This window comes from Thioalkalivibrio sp. (assembly GCF_041685615.1).
GTDB lineage: Bacteria > Pseudomonadota > Gammaproteobacteria > Ectothiorhodospirales > Ectothiorhodospiraceae > Thioalkalivibrio.
This window is the reverse complement of sequence record NZ_JAWLFK010000024.1, coordinates 1-26933: the sequence shown is the minus strand read 5'-3', so window position 1 is coordinate 26933 and position 26933 is coordinate 1. Positions and strand designations below refer to the sequence as shown.

Here is a 26933-nt window from a genome sequence, read left to right as displayed (position 1 = left end):
TCAGTAATGCATGCTGTCGAAGCCCGGTTCCGTGCCCAGGACCTGCAGGGTCAGCCGGTTGGGCAGGCTGACCGCCACCTCGCCGTGGGCCTGCAGCCAGCCACTGGCCTCGCAGATGTCCTGGCGCCCGGGCGACTCGGCGCAGCGCGCCCGGCCGGGTTCGATCTCGACGCGGGTAATGCCGGCCGGCCCTCGGATCTCAAGGACTCGGGCCCGGTCCAGAGGCTCGTGGCGGGGTTCGGTCCCGGCCTGGCTGATGACCAGCGCCCGTGCATCCCCCGAAGGACCGTAGGCCAGCCCGAAGGCCGCGAGCACGATCCCCGCGGCCAGGGAGCCGATCAGGGTGTCGCCCCAGCGCAGCAGGCCGCCGTTCACGGCAGTTCGCGCACCACGAGCGGTTCCTGGTCGGGGCCGGTCTGGACGCGCTCGGCCAGGGTGGGCGTGGCCTCGATGTGGTCTTCCAGCACCACAAGCGCGTGCTCGACACCCATCTTGCGGGCATATTCCGGCCACGCGTCCGGCCCGGCGATCATCAGGGTGGTGGCGGCGGCATCGGCCAGGGCCGGGTCCTGGTGGAGCACGGTGGCGCTGTCGACGCCCCGGCTCGGGCGGCCGGTGCGCGGGTCGATCACGTGGTGGATGCGTTCGCCCTCCCAGTCGTAGCTGCGCTCGTAGTCGCCGGAGGTGAACAGGGCCTCGCCGGCGTCCAGTTCGATGCTGCCGAGTACGCCGCCATGGGGGTGGCGGATGCCGACACGCCATGGCCGTCCCTGCGGGCGTCCCAGGGTCATCAGGTCACCACCGGCGTTGAAGATCGCGGCCTTCACCCCCTGTTCCGCGAGCAGTTCCAGCACACGTTCCACCGCCATCCCCTTGGCCAGGCCGCCAAAGTCGAGCTGCAGGTCCGGGTGGGTGCCGCGCAGGCGGACCCCGCTGCGCTCGATGTCCTGCATGCGGGGCGGGTCGTCCAGCAGCTCGGCCAGGGTGTCGTCATCCGGTGGAGGGCCTTCGGGTTCGTCCTGATGGAAACCCCAGGCGGCGACCAGCTTGCCCAGGGCGGGGTTGAACAGGCCGTCGCTCAGGGTCTCCATCTCACGGCCGCGCTCGATCAGCGGGAGCACGGAGGGCGGGGCGCTGAATTCCCCCTGCAGGGCCAGCAACTCGTTGGTACGGCCAAGCGACCCGGGTTCCCAGGCATGCCAGGAGGTATGCAGGATCTCCAGCTCCTCCTGGACGGCGGTTTCGATGGCCTCCACGTCGTACTCGCCGGCGGGGTAGAGGCTGAGGTCCACCAGGGTCCCGAAGGCGTAGAAACCCAGCTGTTCCGTATCCGGTTCTTCGCGGCCACAGGCGGCCAGCAGGGCGGTTGCGAGGAGCAGAAGCAGGGTGCGGGTCATCACGAGGCGCATGCCGGTCATCCTTCGATCGCGCGGGTGAGGTAGTCAATGTACTGTCCGGCCAGATCGTGCCCGCCGGCGGCGTCCAGCTCGCGCACGCCGGTGGGGCTGGTGACGTTGATCTCGGTCAGGTAGTCGCCGATTACGTCGATGCCGACAAAATCCAGGCCGCGGGCCCGGAGCTCCGGGGCGATCTCGCGGCAGATCCAGCGATCGCGGTCAGTCAGTGGCTGGGTCACCCCGTGTCCCCCGGCGGCCAGGTTGGCGCGGCTCTCGCCGGCGGCCGGGATGCGCGCCAGGGCGTGTGCGTAGGGTTCGCCCCCGATCAGGATGATGCGCTTGTCGCCGGCGGTGTACTCGGGCAGGAAGCGCTGGGCGACCACGCTGCGCTGGTCGAATTCGGTGATGGTCTCGAGGATCACCGAGGTGTTCGGGTCGTCCTGGCGGACCCGGAATATCGAGGCCCCGCCCATGCCGTCCAGGGGCTTGACCACGATATCGCCCTGGGCCTCGAGGAAGGTGCGGATCCGGCTGCGGTCGCGGGTGATCAGCGTGGGTGGGCAGCACTGCGGGAAGTGGGCGGTAAAGGCCTTCTCGTTGACGTCGCGCAATGCCTGCGGGCGGTTCGATACGCGCACGCCCTCGCGCTCGGCGAGATCGAGGGCGTAGGTGGCGTAGATGTACTCCAGGTCGAACGGCGGATCCTTGCGCATCAGCAGCAGATCGAAGCGCGCCACCGGCCCGGTCTCCGCAGCGCCCAGGGTGAAAAAGTCCTCGCGCTGGTCGCGCACCTCGATCGGGCGGCTGCGCGCGGCGGCGCGGCCCTCCTCGATCCAGAGGTCGGCCGGTTCCAGATAGTGCAGACGGTGCCCGCGAGCCTGCGCCGCCAGCATCATCGCGAAGGTGGTGTCCTTCCAGGGTTTGATGCCGGGGACCGGGTCCATCAGGATGGCAATGGTATGGGCCACGTTGCCTCGTGCGTGCGGGATGTCCGGGGGAGTATGCCACGCCGGCCGGGGGTGGCGCGGCCCTGCGCGCCCGGCGCATTGTGGCGGACGCGATGCAATATCATGGCGTGCTGTTTGTCACGCGGCCCCGCATCCGCTAGATTCGGGGCGAAATGACCTCAGGGGGAGAAGGTGTCTAACGCGCTTGCCGAAGCGGACTCGGCCACCGAGTTTCAGGGGCTCAAGGTCATGGTGATCGACGACAGCAAGACCATTCGGCGCACCGCCGAGTCCTTGCTGCAGAAGCACGGGGCCGAGGTCGTGACTGCCGTGGATGGTTTCGAGGCGCTGTCCAAGGTTGCCCAGTCGCGTCCGGACATTATCTTTATCGATGTCATGATGCCGCGTCTGGATGGCTACCAGACCTGCGCCCTGATCAAGAACAACAAGCAGTTTCGCGCCACGCCGATCATCATGCTGTCGAGCAAGGACAGCGTGTTCGACAAGGCGAAGGGCCGCGTTGTGGGGTCGGAGGACTACCTCACCAAGCCTTTCACCAGGGACGACCTCCTGGGTGCCATGCGTCAGTACGCCAGCCCCTCGGCATGACGCACCCCGTCACATCAACCAAGGAAAGACGAACCCCATGGCCCGCATTCTGATCGTTGACGATTCGCCGACCGAGATCCACGTGCTGCGCTCCATGCTCGAGAAAAACGGGCACTCGGTGACGACGGCCGAAAGTGGCGAGGACGGGGTCGCGGCCGCCAAGTCGCAGGTCCCGGATCTGGTGCTGATGGATGTCGTGATGCCCGGTTTGAACGGCTTCCAGGCGACGCGTCAGTTGTCCCAGGCCGAGGAGACGGCGCATGTGCCGGTGGTCGTGGTCAGCACCAAGGATCAGGCAACCGACCGGGTGTGGGCGATGCGGCAGGGGGCCCGGGACTACATCACCAAGCCGGTGGTCGAGAAGAATCTGCTGGAAACCATCGGGAAGTACTTGTCGGCATGAAGACCGACCTGTCCACGCCGTATGCGCTGATCGCGAGCCTTGATCGCGAAGGGCGCCGCGTCAATCGCGAGCTGCGGCGGGACATTGGTACTGGCTGGCGCGGCGTGCTGCTGCGCGTGGGGGATTTCCGCTTCCTGGTCGACATGGACTCGATCGCCGAGGTCGCCGACCCGATGACGCTCACGCGTGTCCCGCTGGCGGATTCCGCCGTGCTGGGCGTGGGCAACCTGCGCGGACTGGTGCTGCCGGTGTTCGACATGGGCCAGCTGTTGCTGGACCGTCCGCTGCCGGAGGATGCGAGCGGGCAGCGGATCGTGGTGGCGCCGCAGGGCCAGGGCATGGCCGGGCTGCTGGTCAGCCAGGTCGAGGGCATGCGCCGCTGCATCCCGTCCCAGCGCCGACTGGAGGTCTCGGTCCCCGAGGCCGTCCGACCCTTTATTACTGGCGGGTTCGATCTCGGGCACCGGTTGCATCCGGTGCTGGACCTGGACCTGCTGCTGAATGACAACAATCGCTTTACCGGTACGGGCTTGGCCGGTACATCCAATAGCGAACAGTCCGCAGCCGCCGTCGGATGACGCGGGTCGCGGGGCTGCGACAGGGGGTATGAACTGATGGGATCGAGTCGTCGCGCACGTAATCTTGTCCTCGGGGGGTTGCTGGTGCTGGCCCTGATCGCGACTGGCGGGGCCTTCACCTACCACGAGTACGAACAGAGTCAGTACCGCGACCGCATCGCGCTGGCCAACGACCTGCGCCTGCTGTCACAGCGGCTGGCCACCAGTTCACTGGAGGCGGCCTCCGGCTCCGAGGAGGCGTTCAGCGATCTGCAGTCCCTGCGTGACGAGTTTGCGGACCGGCTGGCGCGGATCCGCGAGGGGGGCGAAGGGCTTCAGCCGCTGCCCGAACCCCTGCACGAGGACATCGCCACGGTGGACCGCGAGTGGGCGGCCTACCGGGAAGACATCAACACGGTCATCCTTGGACGCTCGGATATTCAGCTGATCACCGAGTTTTCCGACGCGGTGGCGTCTTTCTCGCCCGAGCTCTCGAGCCTGTCCGATGATGTCGTGCGACGCATGACCCAGATCGGCGAACCGCCCGAGCAGGTCTACGTGGCGGCGCGCCAGACCATGTTGATCCAGCGTATTACCAACAGCCTGGGACAGGTGCTTCAGGGCGGCGCCGAGGCGGCCACCGCGATCGAGCGTTTCGAGCGCGACGCGACGCTGTACGGGCGCGTGCTGGACGGCCTGATCGAAGGCTTCGATCCCCTGGGCGTCGAACAGGTCGATGACGCGCAGGCCCGTGAACTGCTGCAGGAGATCGCCACCTTGTTCGTGGCCTTCAGCGAGGCGGTGGAGGGTGTTCTGGATACCTCGACCCAGGTGTTCGAGGTCAATGCGGCCGCCTCCAGCGTCGAGGCCAGCAGTGGCGCCATGCTGGAGACTACCAGCGAGTTCGAGAACGCGATTACCCGGGAGGCTGACCGCGCGGGCGTGATCGCGCTGATCGGGTTCGGCTTCGGCGGGCTTGCGCTGCTCCTGCTGATCGCGATGGGGCTGTTCCTCTACCGCGATACCAGGCGCGAGCTGGCCGAGACCGAGGCGCAGAATGAACGCAACCAGCAGGCGATCCTGCGCCTGCTGGACGAAATGATGAATCTGGCGGATGGCGACCTCACCGTGAACGCGACGGTGACCGAGGACTTTACCGGCGCCATCGCGGACTCGATGAACTACGCCATCGAGAACCTGCGTACCCTGGTCGCGACCATCAACACGGTGGCCGCGGACATCAGCGAGTCCTCCGCTACTACCCGTTCCCAGGTGCTCGGCCTGGCCGAGAAGTCGGAAGAGCAGGCCCGCGAGATCCAGCGCGCGGACGACGCGATCGACGAGGTGTCGCGCTCGGTCGACAAGGTTGCCCAGGACGCCGAGCAGTCGGCCTCCGTGGCCCGTCACTCGGTGGAGATCGCATCCCGCGGGGCGGGCACCGTGCGCCGTTCCATCGAGGGGATGGACAGCATCCGCGAGCAGATCCAGGAGACGGCGAAGCGCATCAAGCGCCTGGGCGAGTCGTCGCAGGAGATCGGCGACATCATCGGCCTGATCAACGACATCGCCGAGCAGACCAACGTGCTGGCGCTGAACGCGGCGATCCAGGCCTCGGCCGCGGGCGAGGCCGGCCGGGGCTTCGCGGTGGTCGCCGACGAGGTCCAGCGCCTCGCGGAACGCTCCTCCAGTGCAACCCGTCAGGTCGAGGGGCTGGTCAAGGCCATCCAGGCGGATACCAGCGAGGCCGTGAGTTCCATGGAGCAGAGTACCGCCAACGTGGTGCAGGGGGCCGAGCTGGCCCAGGCTGCGGGCGAGGCGCTGTCCGAAATCGAGCAGGTCTCCGCCGACCTGGCGGACCTGATCGACGGCATCTCCTCCTCGGCGCGCAAGCAGTCCGAGATGGCGCAGGACGTGACGTCCATCATGGCCCAGATTCGCGAGATCACGTCCGAGACCACGCAGGGGACCCAGTCCACTGCGGCGGCGATCGGCGATCTGACCCAGCTCTCGGCCCAGCTGCAGTCCTCGGTGTCGGACTTCAAGCTCCCTGAGCCGGAAGGTCGTGCCGATACCCTTGGCGGCCCCTCCGACGAGGCGGACCCCGACCCTGACTCCGGCGCACCGCCCTCCGACGAACAGCGGGCCTGACGGCGGACGCGGCCAATGGAATCCAGCGCACTGAACTGGGTCCGTGACGAGCTCGACAAGCTGTTTGTCGAGGTCCAGGACGCTTTGCGGCGGTATTCCGACGACCCGGCCTGTGGCGACTGCCTGGCCGAGGCTCGCAGCCGGGTCGAACAGATCCGCAACACCCTGGTCATGGTTCAGGTCGAGAGCGTGGTCCTGATCCTCGACGAGATGCTGCAGGTTCTGGATGAGCTCCAGCAAGCTGACGAGCCGAACGTGGCGGCCATCGAGCCCCTGCTGCGCGCCTCCCTGCAACTCCCGGACTACCTCGAAAACGAAGGCGATGGCGAGCTGCCCTCGCCGATGATCCTGGTGCCCCTGCTCAACGAGCTACGCAGCAGTCGTGGCGCCTCGTTGTTGCTGGATGTCGCGGCGCTGATGCCGGACCCGCAGGCCGTCGACGACGAACGCGTCGGATCCGGCGGCGAGGTGCCGGATCCGGCCTCGCGTATCCCGGTCCTGCAACAGGCGCGGCGCCGTTTTCAGCGTGACCTTCTGGAACTGGTTCGGGGCGAGGATGTGCTCGAGCCGGCCGCGCGGATGCAGGCGACTGCCCGTGTGGTCGAGGAGGCGCTTCCGGCTGGCGAGGCGCGGCGCCTGTTCTGGGTCGCCGGGGCGATGCTCGAGGCGGTCGCGCAGGGCGGTATCGAGACCGATACCGACGTCCGGCGCCTGGTGGGGCGAGTCGATCGTGAACTCGGGCGCTACCTCAATATTCTGACGGCCCATGTGGAGGCCGGTGATCCTGGGCCGGAACCCGACTACGATGCGCCGTCCGACCTGATCAAGACCCTGCTGTTTCACGTCGCCTGTGCTGCCTCGGAGGGGGAACAGACCCTCGCTGTGCGCGAGGTCTTCGGTCTCGATCAGCTGAGTCTGGAGGAAGGTGGCAGTGGCGTGGGCGGTTCGGTGTACGACAACCTGCGCCAGGCACTGGAAGACGACCTTGCCGAGGTGCGCGAGCGGCTGGATGTGCTGATGCGTTCCCCAGTGCGTGGGCCCGAAGATCTCGCCAGCCTGCGCGAGCAGGTCGAACGCATCGGCTCGACGCTCAGCCTCCTGGGGCTGGACGCCGGGCAGGAGCACACCGACGCGTTGACCGCCTCGCTGACGCCCGAACGTGCGGGCGAGGCGGACGACCAGGTCGACATGGTGCTGGCGGAGCATCTGCTGGCACTCGAGTCCCTGCTGGAGTCGGGGCTGCGCCGTCAGCGGAACAGTCCATCGCCACAGGCCGAATTCGACCGCGCCCTGGCAGCGGCCGTGTACAAGGAGGCACTGGTCGATGTGCGGCGGGTTCGCGACATCTTCCTCGGGTTCCTGGACGCGGGGGCGGATGCCAGTGGTGACGGCCTCGACGAGGCCCGGGAAGGACTGCGCCGCATCGAGGGCGCGATGTCGATGTCAGGCTTCGAGGCCCTGCATGCCCTCCTGGGGCCGCTGATCCGGCACCTCGATTCCCGCGCGGGTATGGCTGCCAACGAACTGGACGAGGGCGAGATCGAGGCCCTGGCCGAGGTGCTCAGCAGCATCGAAGTGGCGCTCGAGTCCTCCGGTCAGCCCTGGCGTGAACTGGATAGCGTTCACGAGCGTGGAATCGCGGCCTTGCAGCGCATTGGCGCGATCTCCGGCGGTGATGTCGCGGATCTGCACCTGGCCGCCGCGCCGGAGGCCCCGGCCCCGGACGCGACGGATGAACCGCTGCCAACGACCACGCTCGACGAGTCCGCGCCCGGCGACCTGCCGGACTTCGACTTCGATGTCGCCGACGAAGAACCGGTCGACGCGTCCCCCGACACGCCCGCCGAGCCCTCGGTGCTCGAAACCGATGCACCATCGACCGTTTCCAAAACGAGCCAGGTGCCGGCCGCAGGGCGCGATTCGCTGCCCTTCGACGACGCCGTTCTGGCCGAGCAGGTGCGCGGGCCCGATGTCGATCCGGAGATCTTGGAGATCTTCCTCGAGGAAGCGGACGAGGAGGTCGCGAGCCTGCGCCAGCAGTTTCCGCTCTGGCAGGCCAGCCCCGCCGACCTCGACAGCCTGTCGGTCATCCGGCGTTCCTTCCACACCCTGAAGGGATCGGGCCGCCTGGCCGGGGCCCTGCGCCTGGGCGAGTTCGCCTGGGCCGTGGAGTCATTCCTCAACCGGTTGCTGGATTCGGACCACGAGGCCGATCACGCCACGTTGCAGGTGATCGAGGATGCCATCGGGGTGCTCCCCGGGCTGGTGGCCGAGGTCCGTGACGACACCGGCCCGGATACGCCGGTCCTCGACATCGCCCTGCGCCTGCGGGCCCTGGCCGCCGGCGAGCCGGAGCCCGAGGGTGACGCGGACGACGAGGCGGCCGGGCGCGCCGCGCCCCCGGGTGCGGCTGCGGAGTTCGAGGCGCTGGCGCGGACCCTCGACGAGATGGATACAGTCGGTACGCCGGCGGACACGGACATCACGGATACCGCCGAGGCGGTTCAGGACGAGGCGGCCGGGGAGATCCCGCAAGAGCCGGGTGCGTTCGTGCCGGACCTCCCGCCGGAGGCGCTCGACCCGGACGCTCTGGATACCGACACGTCCGGGTCGGACCAGGACGCGGAGTCCGCCTCGGAGACCGGCACGCAAGAGCCGTCGGCACCCGGAGCGGCCGGCGAGCCGCTGGACCTGGATGATCTCGAGCTTCCCTCCGATGCCCTCGAGGTGACGGAAGAGGCCCTGAGCGAGGACGACTCGCGGGCGGCCGACGATGGGATCAAGGTGGGGGAAGGTGTCGCACCGCTGGAGGAAGATCCCGAAGGGGGCATCGAGCCGGACGAGCCGGCGTCGGTCGAACCCGACCTGAAGGATGCACCCGCGGAACCCGTGGCCACCCGCATGGATACGGATCCGCAGCTGTGGCAGGTGTTTGCCGCCGAGGCCCAGGTCCACCTGCTCACCCTGCGTGGCTGGCTGGACGAGGCCCAGTGGCGTCCCGACCGGATTCCGAATCACGATCTCGAACGGGCGCTGCACACCCTGAACGGCAGCGCCCGCACGGCCGACATCCGGGGCATCTACTCGGTCTGCGGCCCGTTCGAGCGCCTGGTCCGTATCCACCGCGACATGGAATGGGCGTTGCCGGCCGAGGCCGTCGCGCTCCTGCGTCAGCTCGAGACCTATGTCGCCGATGCGGTCGGGGATGAGGAGCCGGACCCGGCCAAGGTGCTGGATCCGCCATCCTGGGCTCCCGAGGTCTATGCCCTGCTGGACCATGCGACGGCCGAGCAGCTCTTGCGCGCCGAGGAACAGGCCGACGAGGAAGAGGCACCGGACTTCGATGATGTCGAGTCCGCCGCCTCCGGCGCAGAGACAGAACCGGACGTGCCTGGCGAGTCCGAGCCCGAGCCCGAGCCGGAGATTGACTGGGAATTCGCCGAGGTCTTCATCGAGGAGGCCCGCGATATCCTCGAAGCCGCCTTCGCCGCCCTCAATGGCTGGCGCGAGGCCGGCGGTCGTCCGGGCCCGGACCAGAACGCCTTCCAGCGCGAGGTGCACACCCTGAAGGGCAGTGCGCGCATGGCCGGCTTTACCGTGGTCGGAGCGATCGCGCACGCCCTGGAAAGCGCCTTGAGTGTCGAGACCGAGACCGGCCTGGAACCGCGCGATGGCTTCTTCCAGCTCACGGAGCGGGCCCTGACCGACGTGCAACATCTGGTCGAGCGCGGGGTCGGCGCCTGGCAGATGGACGAGACGGCCAGCGAATCGTTGCCTGCCCTGCGCGCCTGGTCCGCGGGCGAATCGGATGCCGAGGCGCCGGATGAACCGACCGAAGCCGGTGTCGTGGAGACCGACGACTCGGCGTCCGAGGCCGCCTCCGGCACGGACCTGGCGACGGCGCAGGCGGCCGAGGCCGATCGCCGCTCTCGCGAGGCACCGGAGACCGAGGGCCGGCGCATCCAGGACCAGGTCCGCATGGACGCCGAGATCCTCGACAGCCTGGTGAATAATGCCGGCGAACTGGCGACGTTCCATCGACGTTTCGAGCAGACCGTCGGCCGGGTCGAGGGGCAGGTCGACGAACTCGACCGGACCATCGCCCGCCTGCGTGACCAGCTACGCAAGCTCGAGATCGAAACCGAGGCGCAGATCCTGTTCCGGGTGGAGGAAGAGAGCGGCGAGGAGACCCTGGACTTCGATCCCCTGGAGATGGACCGCTATTCCGGCATCCAGCAGCTGTCGCGTGCCCTGGCCGAAAGCGTCAGTGACCTCGAGGCCCTGAAGCAGGAGGTTGGCGACGAACTGCAGAACGCCGGCGGGATCCTGTTGCAACAGCGCCGCGTCGGCACGGACCTGCAGGACCAGTTGATGCGCCAGCGGATGGTGCGATTTGCCCGCATGGCGCCGCGGCTGCGCCGTGTCGTACGCCAGGCCGCGGAGGACCTCGGCAAGGGGGTCCGGATCGAGTTCACCGGGCAGGGGGCGGAGCTCGACCGGGCCCTGCTGGAGCGACTGGTCTCGCCACTGGAACACCTGCTGCGCAATGCCATCGCGCACGGCATTGAATCACCAGCCGAACGCGAGCAGGCGCACAAGCACGCCCAGGGGCAGATCGATGTCAGCCTGGAGCAGTCCGGCAGCGAGATCCGCCTGCAGGTGACCGACGACGGCAAGGGGATCGACGCGGAGGCCATTCGGGCACGCGCTATCGAGCGGGGGCTCATCGCGGCCGATGCCGATGTGAGCGATTCCCAGGCCCTGCAACTGATCCTGCAGTCCGGGTTCTCCACGGCCGCCGAGGTCTCGCAGGTCGCGGGACGCGGGGTTGGCCTGGACGTGGTCAACAGCGACGTGAAGCAGCTCGGCGGCACGCTGGATATCCAGTCGACACCCGGCAGGGGCTCGCGCTTTACCATGCGTCTGCCGTTCACCCTGGCCATCTCCCAGGCCCTGCTGGTGCAGGTGGGTGAAGAGACCTTCGCCGTCCCGATGGCATCGGTGGAGGGTGTCGTGCGCGCGCGCGGCGAGGAGATCGACGCGGGTGAGGGCGAGGCGACCTACAACTACATCGGCCAGGACTACGACGTGCGCGGCCTGGGCGACCTGATGGGCCTGGAGAGCCAGGCCGGGGTCGACCACTTCCCGGATCACCCGTTCCCGTTATTGCTGGTGCGGGCCGACGATCGGCGCGTGGCCCTGCGCATCGACGGCCTGCTGGGGAGTCAGGAGGTGGTAGTGAAGTCCGTGGGACCGGTACTGAGCCGGATTCCGGGTGTGGCCGGTGCCACCCTGCAGGGCGATGGATCGGTGATGCTGATCCTGGACCTCAGCATGCTGGTGCGCTTCGCCGAGGCGACCGCGTCGCTGCCCGAGGCACCGCAGACGACGGCGGAGGCCTCGAGCTCCAGGCGGATCATGGTGGTGGACGACTCGATTACCATCCGCAAGGTCACGGCGCGCCTGCTCACCCGTCACGGCTATGACGTGGTGACTGCGCGCGACGGCCTGGATGCGGTGGGCCTGCTGGACGAACGCCGCCCGCAATTGATCCTGCTGGACGTCGAGATGCCACGCATGGACGGCTTCGAGTTCGCCGCCCACGTGCGCGATCATCCGGACTTCGGGCAGGTGCCGATCATCATGATCACGTCGCGCAGCGGGACCAAGCATCGCGAGCGAGCCGACCGCCTCGGGGTCAACGGATATCTCGGCAAGCCGTATCTCGAGAATGACCTGCTGAATGCGATCCGCGAACAACTCCGGGAGGTATCCGCATGAGCGAGGATGCACAATCCCAGGCCGTCGAGGCCGTGATCGTGCAGCTGGATGCGGGATCCATCCTGTTGCCGCGCAGCGCCTTTCTCGAGGTCACGACCCGGGCGGGTTCGGTGGAACAGGCCTCCGAGCATCCGGATATCCCGTGGCTGGAGTCCAGCCTGATCTGGCAGGACGTGCAGGTGCCGGTCGTCAACGTGAACCAGCTGCTGGATCCGGACCGCGACACGGGCGAGGACCGTCGCCGCTTCACCCGTTTGCTGGTGATGCAGGCGGTGATGGAGCCGGACCACCTGCCGTTCTATGCGCTGGAGGTTCGCGGTACGCCACATCCGGTGCAGATCACCCCGCAGAACATCTATGCGCTCGAGGACTCGGATGCCACACCGTGGTCCTGGCGGGTCAAGGCCTCCGGGGTGACGACGCACCTGCTGCGCCTGGATACCCTCGAGCAGCGCCTGCTGGAGATCGCGGAGGCCCAGCCGGCTTGAGGCGCCCCCCGTTCTCCGGGTGGCCTTGCATGGACCCGGGCCTTCCGAACCGTTTGTCTGCTTACCCTCGCAGGTCGCCCAGCCGCGACTGGACCAGCGTGACCAGGGCCATCGCGGCGGTCTCGGTGCGCAGGGTCCGCGGCCCCATCCCGACCCCCAGGAAACCTGCATCCCGAGCATGCTCGGCTTCCGCGGGCGTCAGCCCGCCTTCCGGCCCGACATAGAGCGTGACCGACGATGGCCGGCTGCCTGCCCTGCCCAGACGTTCATCCAGGCCGGGCGCCCCTTCTTCGGCCACCAGTCCGAGGCTGTCAGCCCGGCCCGCGAGGGCCTCTTCCGGCAGGGCGGGTTCGAACAGTTCGGGCAGCTCATTGCGGCCGCACTGTTCCGTGGTGGCGCGCAGGATGCCCTGCCAGTGGCGCTGGCGCTTTTCCAGCCCCTTGTGTGCGGCAGCCGACCGCGAACGCTCGCACAGCACCGGGTGGATGGACTGCACGCCCAACTCCACGGCCTTCTGGATGGCGAGGTCCATGTGGTCGCCACGGGCTACGCCCTGCAGCAGATGGATCGGAAAAACCGGATGAGTTGGGGCGGCGGCACGTGTGCCCAGATGGAAGGTGCCTTGGCGGCGGTCGGTCAGTTCGAGGGTGGCCTCGAATTCATTGCCAAGGCCGTCGAATATGCGGCAGGGGGCGCCGCTCTTCAGGCGCAGGACGGTGGTGGCGTAGTGGAGCCGATCCTGCGGGGCAGGAAGCGACTGCCCCGCGGCCAGTGCCTCGGATTCGAGCAATAGCCGGGGGCAACGCATGCCGTCTACTTCCGGTTGTCGAGGTCCAGTGCCTTCCAGATCTGTTCCGTCGGGCCCGCCTGGTTCATGGAGTAGAAGTGGATTCCCGGCGCGCCGTTATCGAGCAGGTCGTCGGTCAGACGCGTGGCGACCTCGATCCCGAATTTGCGGATCGACTCCTTGTCGTCGCCATAGGCCTCCATCCGCTTGCGAATGTAACGCGGGATCTCGGCGCCGCACATCTCGGAGAAGCGCACGATCTGGGTGTAGTTGGTGATCGGCATGATCCCGGCAATGATCGGGATGGTGATGCCCATCTTTTCCACCCGTTCCATGAACGCGACGTAGGCGTCCACGTTGTAGAAGTACTGGGTGATCGCGGCGTCGGCTCCGGCATCCACCTTGGTCTTGAAGTTCTCGAGGTCCTTTTCGGCGTTCGGCGCCTGCGGGTGGAATTCCGGATAGGCCGCCACCTCGATCTTGAACTGGTCGTCGAATTCGGCACGCACGAATTCGACCAGCTCCGAGGCATAGCGGAAGTCGCCACCGGAATTCTTGGTGCCGGACGGCAGGTCGCCGCGCAGCGCGACGATGCGGTTCACGCCGATATCGCGGTAGGTCGACAGCAGTTCACGCAACTCGTCCTTGGTGGAAGAGATGCAGGAGACGTGCGGGGCGGCGGGAATGCCGTCGTTGTCGATGATGTCACGGACCGTTTCCAGCGTGCGGTCGCGGGTGGAACCCCCGGCGCCGAAGGTGACGGAATAGAACTCGGGATTCAGGGTGCCCAGGCGCTTGCGGGCCTTGGCCAGGCGTTCGGCTCCGGCCTCGTCCTTGGGCGGAAAGAATTCAACGCTGTAGACGCGTTCTTGTGCAGACATGTTTGTCCTCCAGACAAAAAGAAGGCGGACCGCACGAACATGCGGCCCGCCCCGGCGTTCACATTAACAACGAATTGAAATGTGAGGCTGGCCGATCAGTAGCGGTAGTGTTCCGGCTTGAACGGGCCATCCACCGGCAGACCCAGGTACTTGGACTGCTCGTCGGTCAGACGGGTCAGGTTGGCACCCAGCTTCTTCAGGTGCAGCTGCGCGACCTTCTCGTCCAGGTGCTTCGGCAGCACGTAGACGTTCTTGTCGTACTGGTCACCCTTGGTCCACAGCTCGATCTGAGCCAGGGTCTGGTTGGTGAAGGAGTTGGACATCACGAAGCTCGGATGACCGGTACCGCAGCCCAGGTTCACCAGACGGCCTTCGGCCAGCATGATGATCCGGTTGCCGTTCGGCAGGATGATGTGGTCAACCTGCGGCTTGATGTTCTCCCACTCGTACTTGCGCATCGCGGCCACGGCGATCTCGGAGTCGAAGTGACCGATGTTGCAGACGATGGCCTGGTTCTTCATGCGGGTCATGTGATCTTCGGTGATCACGTCCTTGTTGCCGGTGGCGGTGACGAAGATCTCGGCCTTGTCGGCCGCTTCTTCCATCGTGACCACGCGGAAGCCTTCCATCGAGGCCTGCAGGGCGCAGATCGGGTCGATCTCGGTGATCCACACGGTGGCACCCAGGCCGGCCAGCGACTGGGCGGCACCCTTGCCGACGTCACCGTAACCGGCGACCACGGCGATCTTGCCCGCGATCATCACGTCGGTGGCGCGCTTGATGGAGTCCACGGTGGACTCGCGGCAGCCGTACAGGTTGTCGAACTTGGACTTGGTGACCGAGTCATTGACGTTGATCGCCGGGAAGGCCAGTTCGCCGTCCTTCGCCATCTGGTACAGGCGATGGACACCGGTGGTGGTCTCTTCGGTCACGCCCTGGATCTTCGACAGCATGTCGGAGTACCAGGTCGGCTGTTCGGCCAGGCGTTCCTTGATCTTGGCGAACAGGGCCTCTTCTTCCTCGTTCTCCGGCTTGGCGATGACCGACTGGTCCTTCTCGGCCTTGGCACCCAGGTGCAGGAGCAGCGTGGCGTCGCCGCCGTCGTCCAGGATCATGTTGGCGCCGCCGTCGAATTCGAAGATGCGGTGGCAGTAGTCCCAGTACTCTTCCAGGGTCTCGCCCTTCACGGCGAAGACCGGGGTGCCGTTGTCGGCGATCGCGGCCGCGGCGTGGTCCTGGGTGGAGTAGATGTTGCAGGAGGCCCAGCGCACGTCGGCACCCAGGGCTTCCAGGGTCTGGATCAGCACCGCGGTCTGGATGGTCATGTGCAGGGAGCCGGCGATCTTGGCGCCCTTCAGCGGCTTGGAGGCCGCGAACTCTTCCCGGGTCTGGACCAGACCGGGCATTTCGGTCTCGGCGATCGCAATTTCCTTGCGGCCGAATTCGGCAAGGTTAATGTCCTTGACGACGTAATCGGTCGTTTTCTTGTCGTTCATCACAGCATTCATGGATCAACTTCTCCGTTTCTCTGGATGAGCGCCGTGTTCACTTTTCAGGGGACATCCGGCTGAGCCTGACGGTTGAACCGCTGCAGCGCTCCTCAGCCGGATGGGTATTTCGCTTACAAAATGTCGGGTGCTATTAGAGGCCCGCCATCTTCTTAAGTTCCTCGGCCTTGTCGGTACGCTCCCAGGGGAGGTCGACGTCTTCGCGGCCGAAGTGACCGTAGGCGGCGGTCGCCTTGTAGATCGGGCGCAGCAGATCCATCATCTGGACCAGACCCCACGGGCGCAGGTCAAACGCTTCGCGTACGAAGCCTTCGATCTTGCGGTCGTCCAGCTTGCCGGTGCCGAAGGTGTCGATGGTGATCGAGGTCGGTTCGGCCACGCCGATCGCGTAGGAGACCTGGATCTCGCACTTGTCGGCCAGGCCGGCGGCGACGATGTTCTTGGCCACGTAGCGGCCGGCGTAGGCTGCGGAGCGGTCCACCTTGGACGGGTCCTTGCCGGAGAACGCGCCCCCACCGTGACGGGCCATGCCGCCGTAGGTATCGACGATGATCTTGCGGCCGGTCAGGCCGGCGTCACCCACCGGGCCCCCGATCTCGAACTTGCCGGTCGGGTTGATGTGGATCTGGTCGTCGGAGACCTGGCTCAGCCACTCGGCGGGCAGGACCTTCTTGAAGATCTCTTCGTAGACCGCTTCTTTCAGGTCCTTCTGCGAGATGTCCGGGCTGTGCTGGGTGGACAGGACCACTGCGTCCAAGCCGGCCGGCTTGCCGTCTTCATAGCGCAGGGAGACCTGGCTCTTGGCGTCCGGACGCAGCCACGGCAGCTTGCCGCTCTTCATCAGTTCGGACTGGATGCGCACCATCTTGTGGGCGTAGAAGATCGGGGCGGGCATCAGGGTGTCGGTTTCGCGTGCGGCGTAGCCGAACATCAGACCCTGGTCACCGGCGCCCTGGGTGGCGCGGTCGGAGACGTCGCGGTCCACGCCCATGGCGATGTCCTGGGACTGCTCGCCGAGCACGTTCAGCACGGCGCAGGTCTTGCCGTCGAAGCCCTTGTCGGAGTCGTCGTAGCCGATCTCGCAGACCGTTTCGCGCACCAGCTTCTCGTAGTCGATCTGCGCCCCGGTGGTGATCTCGCCCAGCAGCATGACCATGCCGGTCTTGGTGGCGGTTTCGCAGGCGATACGGGCGTGCGGATCCTGTTCGATGATGGCATCGACGATGGTGTCGGAGACCAGGTCGGCCATCTTGTCGGGGTGACCCGCAGAGACCGATTCGGAAGTGAAAATATAATCGTTGGACATTAGGCGTTCCTTTATGGTCGTTTCCATTTAGTTTTGCGCAAAACGACCGCTAGTGTAACGCGACTCGCGGGATTTTTCTAAGCCCCTCCCCGGCGATGGTAGGGGCAAGCGGGCCGTCGCCGGCGGCGAGGGCGCAGCATGGCGCGGCCTGGGACCGACTTGCCCCGGTGCGCGAAAGTGGCCAAAATGCACCGCGTTTGATGGGGAGAGCTGCCCGCCGCGCGTTCGCGTGATCGGTCAGCGCCTGCTCCCGCAGGCTGCCCGGGCCGCCGCGCGCAGGAGCGCCGGCCAGTAACCGTGAGCCCCTCGTTCGGCCGCCTCGTTCGGGTCGGCCGCCCGCTGGCGCCTCGCGCCGCCGCCCGCCATCAGCCAAATCCAACACTACTTAGAGCAGGAGATCAGCATGCCGACCCGTAGAGAGCTTGCCAACGCCATCCGCGCCCTTTCGATGGACGCGGTACAAAAGGCCAATTCCGGTCACCCGGGCGCGCCCATGGGAATGGCAGACATCGCCGAGGTGCTGTGGAACGACTACATGCAGCACAACCCGGCGAACCCGAGCTGGCCGGACCGCGATCGCTTCGTGATGTCCAACGGCCACGGCTCCATGCTGGTCTACTCCCTGCTGCACCTGACCGGCTACGACCTGCCGATGGACGAGATCAAGCAGTTCCGTCAGCTGCACTCACAGACCCCGGGTCACCCGGAATACGGCTACACCGCCGGCGTCGAGACCACCACCGGCCCGCTGGGCCAGGGCATCTCCAACGCGGTCGGCATGGCGCTGGCCGAGAAAATGATGGCGGCCCACTTCAATCAGCCGGGCCACGACATTGTCGATCACAACACCTACGCCTTCCTCGGCGACGGCTGCATGATGGAGGGGGTCTCCCACGAGGCCTGCGCGCTGGCCGGGACCCTGGGCCTGGGCAAGCTGATCGCGTTCTGGGATGACAATGGCATCTCCATCGACGGCGAGGTCGAGGGCTGGTTCACCGATGACACCCCGACCCGTTTCGAGGCCTACGGCTGGCACGTGGTGCGCGGCGTGGACGGTCACGACGCCGACGCGGTCAAGGCCGCGATCGAGGAGGCCCGCAAGAACAGCGACAAGCCCAGCCTGATCTGCTGCAGGACCGTCATCGGCTTCGGCTCCCCGAACAAGTGCGGCAAGGAAGAGTGCCACGGCGCCGCCCTGGGCGACGACGAGGTTGCCCTGACCCGCAAGGAACTGGGCTGGGAACACGGCCCGTTCGAGATCCCGGGCGACATCTACGAAGGCTGGAGTGCCAAGGACAAGGGCGCTAAGGCCGAGGCCGAGTGGAAGGAACGCTTTGCCGCCTACAAGGCCGCGCACCCGGAACTGGCCGCCGAGTTCGAGCGCCGCATCAGTGGGGACCTGCCCGCCGACTGGAACGAGAAGGCCAGCGCCTACATCAAGGAAACCGTCGAGAAGGCCGAGAAGGTCGCCTCGCGCAAGGCCTCGCAGAACGCGATCGCCGGCATGGCCCCGGCCGTTCCGGAACTGCTGGGCGGCTCCGCCGACCTGGCCGGCTCCAACCTGACCATGTACAGCGGCTCCAAGGGCGTGACTCGCGACGACGCCGCTGGCAACTACGTGTTCTACGGCGTGCGCGAATTCGGCATGGCCGCGATCATGAACGGCATCGCCCTGCACGGCGGCTTCATCCCGTACGGCGGTACCTTCCTGATCTTCTCCGACTACGCCCGCAACGGCATCCGCATGTCCGCGCTCATGAAGCAGCGCGTGATGTACGTGCTGACCCATGACTCCATCGGTCTCGGCGAAGACGGCCCGACCCACCAGCCGATCGAGCAGACCCCGAGCCTGCGCCTGATCCCGAACCTGAACGTCTGGCGTCCCTGCGACGCGGTCGAGACCGCGGTGGCCTGGAAGGCCGGTATCGAACGTACCGACGGCCCGTCCGCGTTCATCCTGTCGCGCCAGGGCCTGCCGCACATGGAGCGTGACGGCGAGCAGCTTGCCAACATCGCCCGTGGTGGCTACGTGCTGAAGGACTGCGGCGGCACCCCGGACCTGATCTTCATTGCGACCGGTTCCGAGGTGGAGCTGGCCGTGCAGGCCGCCGATGAGCTGAGCGGCGAGGGCAAGAAGGTCCGCGTGGTCTCCATGCCCTGCGTCGAGTTGTTCGAGCAGCAGGATCCGGCCTACCGGGAAGCGGTCCTGCCGAAGGCCGTGCGCGCCCGTGTCGCCATTGAGGCCGGCGCGACCACCACCTGGCACAAGTTCACTGGCCTCGACGGCGCGGTGTTCGGGCTGGATCGCTTCGGCGAGTCCGCCCCGGGCGGCGCCCTGTTCGACTATTTCGGCTTCAAGCCGGAGAACGTTGCCCAGGTCGCGCGTGACGTGATGAACGGCTGAGCCCGAATCGATTTCGCATAAGCAATAAAGAGGAGATTCTCAATGTCTATCAAGGTTGGTATTAACGGCTTCGGTCGCATCGGCCGCATGGCCTTCCGCGCCATCGCCAAGGACTTCCCGAACCTCCAGGTGGTTGGCATCAACGACCTGCTGGATCCGGAGTACCTGGCCTACATGCTGCGCTATGATTCCGTGCATGGCCGCTTCGACGGAGACATCAGTGTCGACGGCGACCATCTGGTGGTGAACGGCAATCGCATCCGCCTGACCGCCGAGAAGGATCCGGCCGCGCTGAAGTGGGGCGACATCAACGCCGACATCGTGGTCGAATCCACCGGGCTGTTCCTGACCGCCGAGACCGCCCAGAAGCATCTGGATGCCGGCGCCAAGAAGGTCGTGATGTCCGCCCCGTCCAAGGACGACACCCCGATGTTCGTCTACGGCGTGAACCACGGTGACTACGCGGGCCAGGACATGGTCTCCGCCGCGTCCTGCACTACCAACGCCCTGGCGCCGGTGGCCAAGGTGCTGAACGATACCTGGGGCATCAAGCGTGGCCTGATGACCACCGTCCATGCCGCCACTGCCACCCAGAAGACCGTCGATGGCCCGTCCATGAAGGACTGGCGCGGTGGTCGCGGCATCCTGGAGAACATCATCCCGTCTTCCACCGGTGCCGCCAAGGCCGTGGGCAAGGTGCTGCCGGACCTGAATGGCAAGTTGACCGGCATGGCCTTCCGCGTACCGACCTCCGACGTTTCGGTGGTTGACCTGACCGTGGAACTCAACGGCGACGCCAAGTACGACGACGTCTGCGCGGCCATGAAGAAGGCCTCCGAAGGCGAGCTGAAGGGCGTGCTGGGCTACACCGACGAGCTGGTGGTCTCCACCGACTTCCGCGGCTACACCGCCCCGTCCGTGTTCGATGCCGGCGCCGGCATCCAGCTGGACCCGACCTTCGTGAAGGTTGTCGCCTGGTACGACAACGAGTACGGCTACACCTGCAACATGCTGCGCATGGTGGAGCACGTCGCCAAGTAACGGCGAGCGGCCGGGTCCCTTGCCGGGGCCCGGCCGTTTCTCTTCCATAGAGGCGTGGGGCCAGTCCCTGCGGGGGCTGGCCCGAAGCCTTTTCCTTTTCAACCGTATTTCGAGAGGTACTCCCATGTCTGTCATCAAGATGACCGATCTCGACCTGCAGGGTCGCCGCGTACTGGTGCGTCAGGATCTGAACGTCCCGGTCAAGGACGGCAAGGTCACCTCCGACGCCCGCATCCGCGCGAGCCTGGAGACCGTGCAGAAGGCCTTGGACGGCGGCGCGAGCGTGATGCTGATGTCGCACCTCGGGCGTCCCACCGAAGGCGAGTTCTCCGAGGAGGACTCCCTGGCCCCGGTGGCCGAGCACATGGGCGGCCTGCTCGGGCGCGAGGTGCGCCTGGTGCGTGACTATCTCGACGGCGTGGACGCGAAGCCGGGCGAGGTCATCCTGCTCGAGAACGTGCGCTTCAACGCCGGCGAGAAGAAGGACGACGAGGCCTTGGCCCGGAAGTACGCAGCCCTGTGCGACGTGTTTGTGATGGACGCCTTCGGTACCGCCCACCGCGCTCAGGCCTCCACCCACGGGGTGGCGAAGTTCGCCCCGCAGGCCTGCGCGGGCCCGCTGCTGGCCAAGGAGCTGGAGGCCCTCGGCCATGCCCTGGAGACCCCGAAGCGCCCGCTGGTGGCGATTGTCGGCGGTTCCAAGGTCTCGACCAAGCTGACCGTGCTGGAGTCGCTGTCCAAGGTCGTCGATCAGCTGATTGTCGGTGGCGGCATCGCCAACACCTTTATCGCGGCCCAGGGCCATAGTGTCGGCAAGTCGCTGTACGAGGCGGATCTGGTCGACGAGTCCAGACGCTTGATGGAGGCGGCCCGCGCCAAGGGCGGCGAGATCCCGGTCCCGACCGACGTGACCGTGGGCAAGGAATTCTCCGAGTCGACCCCGGCCGAGACCAAGGCCGTGGACGCCGTCGCGGACGATGACATGATCTTCGACGTCGGCCCCGAGACCGCGGCCACGTACGCCGAGGCCCTGCGCAATGCCGGCACCATCGTCTGGAACGGCCCGGTGGGCGTGTTCGAGTTCGACCAGTTCGCCGGTGGCACCAAGGCCCTGGGCGAGGCGATCGCGGAGAGCAACGCGTTCTCGATTGCCGGCGGGGGGGACACCCTGGCCGCGATCGACAAGTACAACCTGGCCGATCGTATCAGCTACATCTCTACCGGCGGTGGTGCCTTCCTCGAGTTCCTCGAAGGCAAGACCCTGCCGGCCGTTGCCATCCTGGAAGAGCGAGCCAAGGGCTGAAGCCCTTGTCCCGTTCCGCTGACGGAGACGCGCACGGATGAGACGCACCAAGATCGTAGCCACGCTGGGGCCAGCGACGGACAGCGACGAGGCCATGGAGGCCATCATCCGGGCCGGTGTGGACGTGGTCCGGCTGAATTTCTCGCATGGCGATCCGGATGACCACCGCCAGCGCCTGGCGCGGCTGCGGGCCGCGTCCGCGCGCACCGGCCGCTGTGTCGGTGTCCTCGGGGACCTGCAGGGCCCCAAGATCCGCATCGACCGCTTCCAGCAGGGCAAGGTGCATCTGGAAGAAGGGGCTTCCTTCGCGCTGGATGCCGAACTGGATCGCGATGCGGGTGATGCCACGCAGGTCGGCCTGACCTACAAGGAACTGCCGGCAGACGTGGTGCCGGACGACACCCTGCTGCTGGATGACGGCCGTATCGTGCTCAGCGTCACCGGGGTCAGCGGAAGCCGGATCGAGACAACCGTCATGGTTGGCGGAGAGCTGTCCAACAACAAGGGTATCAACCGCCAGGGCGGCGGTCTGTCCGCCCCCGCGATTACCGACAAGGACCGCGAGGACATCCGCCTGGCTGCCGAGCTGCAGGTGGATTACCTGGCCGTCTCCTTTCCGCGCTCCGCCCAGGATCTGCATCTGGCACGCAGCCTGCTGAAGGACGCCGGCTGGGAGGCCGGTATCTGTGCCAAGATCGAGCGCTCCGAGGCCCTGGATGTGATTGACGAGATCATCGCCGCCTCGGAGGTGATCATGATCGCGCGCGGCGACCTGGGCGTGGAGATCGGCGATGCCGAGCTGCCGGGTGTGCAGAAGACTCTGATCACCCGGGCGCGCACGCTTAATCGCCTGGTCATCACCGCGACCCAGATGATGGAGACGATGATCCAGAACCCGATCCCGACGCGCGCCGAGGTGTTCGACGTGGCGAATGCGGTGCTGGACGGCACGGATGCGGTGATGCTCTCCGGCGAGACCGCTACCGGACGCTACCCGGCGCGCGTGGTCACCAGTATGGACCGGATCTGCGAGGCCGCGGAGCGCCAGCGCGCGGCGCGCCAGTCCGACCATCGGATGGATTCGACGTTCGGCCGGGTCGACGAGGCCATCGCGATGGCGACCATGTATACCGCGAACCATCTCGATGTCGCCGCGATCGCCGCGCTCACCGAATCCGGTTCCACCGCGCTCTGGATGTCGCGCATCAGCTCGGGTATCCCAATCTACGCGCTCACCCGGCACGAGTCGACCAGCCGCCGCATGACCCTCTATCGTGGCGTCTATCCGGTCATTCTGAACCCGATTCCCGAGAGTCAGGAAAGCGTGAACCGTGAGGCGGTGAACTTGCTCAAGGTCGAGGGCGTCGTGCAGGATGGCGGGCTGGTTATCATTACGAAGGGCGACCTGCAGGGCGAGCATGGTGGCACCAACGCCATGAAGATCGTGCGCGTCGGCGAACTGGCCTGACCCGCGCACCGCCCGGTGGTCGCGCAATCAAGAACCGACTTTTTCACTACCTCAGTCCGAATCCCGTAAGGAGGAATCCATGGCACTGATCTCACTTCGCCAGCTTCTGGACCATGCCGCCGAGCATGGCTATGGCATGCCGGCGTACAACGCCAACAACATGGAACAGGTCCATTCGATCATGGAAGCGGCCGCCGCGGTCGACTCGCCGGTGATCATCCAGGCCTCCGCCGGTGCCCGTAAGTACGCCGGCGAGCCCTTCCTGCGCCACAACATCATCGCCGCCATCGAGCAGTACCCGGATATCCCGGTCGTGCTGCACCAGGACCATGGCTCCGAGCCGGCGGTCTGCCTGCGCTCGATCCAGTCCGGCTTCAGCTCGGTGATGATGGACGGCTCCCTGATGCCCGATATGAAGACGCCGGCCACCTACGAGTACAACCGTGACGTGACCGCCAAGGTCTCCGAGATGGCGCACTCCTGCGGTGTCTCCGTGGAAGGCGAGTTGGGTTGCCTGGGCTCCCTGGAAACCGGTCAGGCCGGCGAGGAAGATGGCTCCGGCGCCGAGGGCACCCTGTCCCACGACCAGCTGCTGACCGACCCCGACGAGGCCGCCGATTTCGTGAAGAACACCAAGTGCGATGCCCTGGCCATCGCCATCGGTACCTCGCACGGCGCCTACAAGTTCACCCGTCCGCCGACCGGTGACATCCTCGCCATCCAGCGCGTGAAGGAGATCCACGCCCGCATCCCGGATACCCATCTGGTCATGCACGGCTCCTCCTCCGTTCCGCAGGAGTGGCTGGACATCATCAACAAGTACGGCGGCGACATGGGCGAAACCTACGGCGTGCCGGTCGAAGAGATCCAGGAAGGCATCAAGCACGGCGTGCGCAAGGTCAACATCGATACCGACCTGCGCATGGCCTCCACCGGTGCGGTGCGCAAGTTCCTGGCCGAGAACCCGAAGGAATTCGATCCGCGCAAGTTCCTGAAGGCCTCGACCGCTGCGATGAAGGACCTCTGCCAGGCTCGCTACGAGGCCTTCGGTTGCGCCGGCATGGCGTCCAAGATCAAGCCGGTCTCCCTGGACGACATGGTCAAGCGCTACCTGTCCGGCGAGCTGGATCCCAAGGTCAACTGATCCTGCGGATTGCAGCACGGAAAAGGGGGCTTCGGCCCCCTTTTTTTGTGCCATGATGACTCTTTCGCAAAGGGGGGACGCCGCCGCATCCGTGCGGTCGCGTCTCCCCTGGTCTTTCTGGAGGTTTCCGCGATGCAACGACTGACCCTTCCCGGCTTGGCGATATTGTTGTTGGTGGTGGCCATGGCCGGTACGGCGCATGCCAACCCGTTCAGCCGCGAGATCGACCCGCAGGACATCATCGATCGCGCCCAGGCAACGGTGGAGAACATGGCCACCCATCCCGACTACGAATCCCTGAAAGAAGACCTGCGCGATGCCCGCGGCGTGGTGATCTTCCCGCGCGTGGCCCGGGGCGCCTTCCTTGTCGGCGGCTCCGGCGGCATCGGCGTGTTTCTCGCGTGGGACGACGAGCGGGAGAACTATTCCCCGGTAGCGTTCTACTCGCTCGGCTCGGTCAGCTTCGGCATGCAGTTTGGCGGCGATGCCGCCGAGGTTGTGATGGTGGCGCGCACCCAGGACGCGGTCGACTCGATGTTCGGTTCCGCGATCCGTCTGGGGGGTGATGCCTCGGTGGCGGCCGGTCCGGTCGGCGCGGGCCGGAGCGCCACGCCGACCGCCGACTTCCTGTCCTACTCGAGGGCACGCGGGGCCTACCTGGGCATGAGTTTCTCCGGCTCGCGAATGACCGTGCGCGACGACTTCAACGAGGCGTACTACGGCGAGTCCCAGCGCCCGGTGCACATCATCGAGAACCGCCGCGTGGACCACGAGGGCACCCGTGCCCTGCGCGAGACCCTGGCCGGCTTCCGCGCCGACGCCGCGCCGGAAGAGGACGCCCCAGCGACCTCCGAATCCCGCCGTCAGGAGCGCGAGTCCTCCGGTCGCGTGCGTCCGGACAACTTCGAGGTGGAGAGTTTCTGAACCAGCCCCTCGCGGGTGATGCCTTCCGCTGACTCGACGATTGGGGCGCTCGTGCGCGAACGCAGCGCGGCGGCATTGTCGAGTCTCGGGTCGGCATCCGTCTGGCGCCGGTTCAGCACGATCCCGGCCAGTTGCAGGCCGCGTCGTTCCAGGGCCTCAAGGGTGAGCAGGCACGTGTTCAGCGTGCCCAGCCGGTCCTCCGCCACCAGCAGGACCGGCAGCCCGAGGGCCTCGGCGAGGTCCGCGTTCAGCCCGTCGGCGCACAGCGGCGAGTAGAAGCCCCCCGCACCCTCCACCAGCCGCGGGCCCATGCCGTCGGCTGCGCAGGCCGCGGCCAGCTCGGCGACCGTCAGGCGCACGCCTTGGTTCGCGGCGGCCTGGTCCGGGGCGATGGCATCGGGGAAGCGCCAGGGCGTGACCTGCTCGATGGCGGCGTCCGGAAGGCCCGCCGCGCGGGTCAGGTTCACGCCGTCCTCGGGCCGCAGCCCATCGGGGCCCGGCGGGCAGCCGGATTCCACCGGCTTGCGCGGTTGTGGCTGCAGCCCAAGGTCTCGCCAGAGTTCCAGCAGCGCGCAGCTGACGAAGGTCTTGCCGACGCCGGTGTCGGTGCCGGTGACGAACAGGCCCTGCGGGACCTCGCTCATGCGTCGCGGGTCAGGCGCTCCAGCGCCTCGCGATAGCGCGCCGCGGTCTGTTTCACCACCTCGGCGGGCAACTCGGGGCCGGGCGCCTGCTTGTCCCAGCCCAGGGTCTCCAGATAGTCGCGCACGTATTGCTTGTCGAAGGACTCGGGGCTGGTGCCCGGCGCGTAGCGGTCGGCCGGCCAGAAGCGCGACGAGTCCGGGGTCAGGACCTCGTCGATCAGATGCAGAGTGCCGGCGGCATCGACGCCGAACTCGAACTTGGTGTCGGCGATGATGATCCCGCGCTCGGCCGCGTAGTCGCGCGCCATCGCGTAGATCGCGAGGGCTGCGTCGCGCACCTGCCGTGCTCGTTCTTCGCCGATGGTCGCCACCACGGAATCAAAGTCGATATTGGCATCGTGGTCGCCGACGTCGGCCTTGGTGCTGGGAGTGAAGATCGCCTCGGGGAGCTTCGAGGCGAGCTCCAGGCCGGCCGGGAGCGGGATGCCGCAGACCGCGCCGCTGGCCTGGTAGTCCTTCCAGCCGGAGCCGATCAGATACCCGCGTACCACCGCCTCCACCGGCAGGGCTTCGAGCCGGCGAATCACCAGGCTGCGTCCTTCCAGCGGGGCGCGAATGGCCGGGTCCGGGATCACCTGTTCCAGCGGGATATCGGTCAGCTGGTTGGGGATGCCCAGCTCGCGCTCCACCTTGTGCATCCAGAACTGCGTGATCTCGGTCAGCACCCGGCCTTTCTCTGGCACGGCTGTGGGCAGGATCACGTCAAAGGCGGACAGGCGGTCGGTGGTGACCATCAGCCAGTGGTCGGCATCCACCGCATAGAGATCGCGTACCTTGCCGCGATGCACGCGTTCCAGTTCGGGGATGTGGCTTTCAAGCAGGGTGTCAGTCATGCCGCGATTCTACCGGGCACGGGCTTGATGCACCACGAAGCGCACGAAGACCGAAGAAGGTCAGCGGCGGTTGCACCACAGAGGACACAGAGAGCACGGAGAAGGCAGTCATGGTATCGGGGGCGGCAGGATGTGGTGAACAAAGCGAATCGCATCGTGTCTCTGTCGCTCCGACCGGGGTTTTCTTCGTGCCTTCGTGTGCTTCGTGGTGAACACGGCTTGTCGGGTGGGGCCGGGCTCGCTATCGTTCGGGCCATGACTGAGACGGCAGGCAATTTGACGGCGCCCCTGGTGGGTGTG

Annotated in this window: 20 protein-coding genes, 2 pseudogenes and 1 riboswitch; of the genes and pseudogenes, 13 read left to right on the top strand and 9 right to left on the bottom strand. The window is 66.7% G+C overall.

Annotated elements, in window-relative coordinates:
• The 3 genes from ACESLR_RS06655 to gshB are packed head-to-tail and all read right to left on the bottom strand — an operon-like array spanning position 1 to position 2365.
• Complete coding sequence (locus tag ACESLR_RS06655) at positions 1 to 375, bottom strand: NusG domain II-containing protein (RefSeq protein ID WP_373025005.1); 375 nt, start codon at positions 373 to 375, stop codon at positions 1 to 3.
• Positions 372 to 1409 (bottom strand): FAD:protein FMN transferase, encoded by a 1038-nt coding sequence (locus ACESLR_RS06650; RefSeq protein ID WP_373025006.1) that lies wholly within the window; start codon positions 1407 to 1409, stop codon positions 372 to 374. Before ACESLR_RS06650 ends, ACESLR_RS06655 begins: the two co-directional genes overlap by 4 nt.
• Positions 1410 to 1414: 5 nt before the next feature.
• Positions 1415 to 2365 (bottom strand): glutathione synthase, encoded by a 951-nt coding sequence (gshB, locus tag ACESLR_RS06645; protein WP_373025007.1) that lies wholly within the window; start codon positions 2363 to 2365, stop codon positions 1415 to 1417.
• 171 nt (positions 2366 to 2536) lie between these two features.
• Between gshB and ACESLR_RS06640 the strand changes: the two genes are divergently transcribed.
• The 7 genes and pseudogenes from ACESLR_RS06640 (at position 2537) to ACESLR_RS06610 (ending at position 12330) form a co-directional block, all read left to right on the top strand.
• Positions 2537 to 2953, top strand: a complete 417-nt coding sequence (locus ACESLR_RS06640) for a PleD family two-component system response regulator (protein WP_024327614.1) — start codon at positions 2537 to 2539, stop codon at positions 2951 to 2953.
• A gap of 37 nt (positions 2954 to 2990) precedes the next feature.
• Entirely contained in the window at positions 2991 to 3356 is a 366-nt protein-coding gene (locus ACESLR_RS06635; protein WP_373025008.1) for a PleD family two-component system response regulator, read from the top strand.
• Positions 3353 to 3934: a chemotaxis protein CheW gene (locus ACESLR_RS06630; RefSeq protein ID WP_373025009.1), complete on the top strand. Its 582-nt coding sequence runs from the start codon at positions 3353 to 3355 to the stop codon at positions 3932 to 3934. Before ACESLR_RS06635 ends, ACESLR_RS06630 begins: the two co-directional genes overlap by 4 nt.
• A 36-nt stretch (positions 3935 to 3970) precedes the next feature.
• Positions 3971 to 6061, top strand: a complete 2091-nt coding sequence (locus ACESLR_RS06625) for a methyl-accepting chemotaxis protein (RefSeq protein WP_373025010.1) — start codon at positions 3971 to 3973, stop codon at positions 6059 to 6061.
• A 15-nt stretch (positions 6062 to 6076) separates the two neighbouring features.
• Positions 6077 to 7790: pseudogene (locus ACESLR_RS06620) on the top strand (hybrid sensor histidine kinase/response regulator); the annotation flags it as partial.
• A gap of 164 nt (positions 7791 to 7954) precedes the next feature.
• Positions 7955 to 11842 (top strand): annotated as a pseudogene (locus tag ACESLR_RS06615) (Hpt domain-containing protein); the annotation flags it as partial.
• The gene (locus ACESLR_RS06610) at positions 11839 to 12330 is read left to right on the top strand and encodes a chemotaxis protein CheW (RefSeq protein ID WP_373025011.1); all 492 of its coding nucleotides are present in this window, start codon (positions 11839 to 11841) and stop codon (positions 12328 to 12330) included. The pseudogene ACESLR_RS06615 and the gene ACESLR_RS06610, both read left to right, overlap by 4 nt.
• Positions 12331 to 12391: 61 nt before the next feature.
• On the opposite strand, the gene ACESLR_RS06605 is transcribed toward ACESLR_RS06610, so the two are convergent.
• The 4 genes from ACESLR_RS06605 to metK form a co-directional block, all read right to left on the bottom strand.
• Positions 12392 to 13138, bottom strand: a complete 747-nt coding sequence (locus ACESLR_RS06605; RefSeq protein WP_373025012.1) for a 16S rRNA (uracil(1498)-N(3))-methyltransferase — start codon at positions 13136 to 13138, stop codon at positions 12392 to 12394.
• Between the two features lie 5 nt (positions 13139 to 13143).
• Positions 13144 to 13998, bottom strand: coding sequence for a methylenetetrahydrofolate reductase [NAD(P)H] (gene metF / locus ACESLR_RS06600; protein WP_373025013.1), 855 nt, complete (start codon positions 13996 to 13998; stop codon positions 13144 to 13146).
• Between the two features lie 95 nt (positions 13999 to 14093).
• A complete protein-coding gene (gene ahcY, locus ACESLR_RS06595) occupies positions 14094 to 15506 on the bottom strand; it encodes an adenosylhomocysteinase (protein WP_373025014.1) in 1413 nt (470 codons plus the stop codon).
• Positions 15507 to 15525: 19 nt separating this feature from the next.
• Positions 15526 to 15606: riboswitch (S-adenosyl-L-homocysteine riboswitch) on the bottom strand.
• Positions 15607 to 15639: 33 nt separating this feature from the next.
• Positions 15640 to 16812 (bottom strand): methionine adenosyltransferase, encoded by a 1173-nt coding sequence (gene metK / locus ACESLR_RS06590; RefSeq protein WP_024327606.1) that lies wholly within the window; start codon positions 16810 to 16812, stop codon positions 15640 to 15642.
• Positions 16813 to 17215: 403 nt separating this feature from the next.
• Between metK and tkt the strand changes: the two genes are divergently transcribed.
• The 6 genes from tkt (at position 17216) to ACESLR_RS06560 (ending at position 25096) form a co-directional block, all read left to right on the top strand.
• On the top strand, positions 17216 to 19216 hold the full coding sequence (tkt, locus tag ACESLR_RS06585) for a transketolase (protein WP_373025015.1): 2001 nt from the start codon (positions 17216 to 17218) through the stop codon (positions 19214 to 19216).
• 42 nt (positions 19217 to 19258) lie between these two features.
• Positions 19259 to 20257: a type I glyceraldehyde-3-phosphate dehydrogenase gene (gene gap / locus ACESLR_RS06580; RefSeq protein ID WP_373025016.1), complete on the top strand. Its 999-nt coding sequence runs from the start codon at positions 19259 to 19261 to the stop codon at positions 20255 to 20257.
• Between the two features lie 124 nt (positions 20258 to 20381).
• Complete coding sequence (locus ACESLR_RS06575) at positions 20382 to 21560, top strand: phosphoglycerate kinase (protein WP_373025017.1); 1179 nt, start codon at positions 20382 to 20384, stop codon at positions 21558 to 21560.
• A 37-nt stretch (positions 21561 to 21597) separates the two neighbouring features.
• Positions 21598 to 23028, top strand: a complete 1431-nt coding sequence (pyk, locus tag ACESLR_RS06570; protein WP_373025018.1) for a pyruvate kinase — start codon at positions 21598 to 21600, stop codon at positions 23026 to 23028.
• 79 nt (positions 23029 to 23107) lie between these two features.
• The gene (fba, locus tag ACESLR_RS06565; RefSeq protein WP_373025019.1) at positions 23108 to 24172 is read left to right on the top strand and encodes a class II fructose-bisphosphate aldolase; all 1065 of its coding nucleotides are present in this window, start codon (positions 23108 to 23110) and stop codon (positions 24170 to 24172) included.
• Positions 24173 to 24304: 132 nt separating this feature from the next.
• Positions 24305 to 25096: a lipid-binding SYLF domain-containing protein gene (locus ACESLR_RS06560; RefSeq protein WP_373025020.1), complete on the top strand. Its 792-nt coding sequence runs from the start codon at positions 24305 to 24307 to the stop codon at positions 25094 to 25096.
• Here the strand turns inward: ACESLR_RS06560 and bioD are convergent.
• Both bioD and ACESLR_RS06550 read right to left on the bottom strand, forming a co-directional pair.
• On the bottom strand, positions 25036 to 25740 hold the full coding sequence (gene bioD / locus ACESLR_RS06555) for a dethiobiotin synthase (RefSeq protein WP_373025021.1): 705 nt from the start codon (positions 25738 to 25740) through the stop codon (positions 25036 to 25038). The two genes, ACESLR_RS06560 and bioD, sit on opposite strands and share 61 nt — an antisense overlap.
• Positions 25737 to 26633 (bottom strand): phosphoribosylaminoimidazolesuccinocarboxamide synthase, encoded by an 897-nt coding sequence (locus ACESLR_RS06550; protein WP_373025022.1) that lies wholly within the window; start codon positions 26631 to 26633, stop codon positions 25737 to 25739. Before ACESLR_RS06550 ends, bioD begins: the two co-directional genes overlap by 4 nt.
• Positions 26634 to 26933 lie beyond the last annotated feature (300 nt).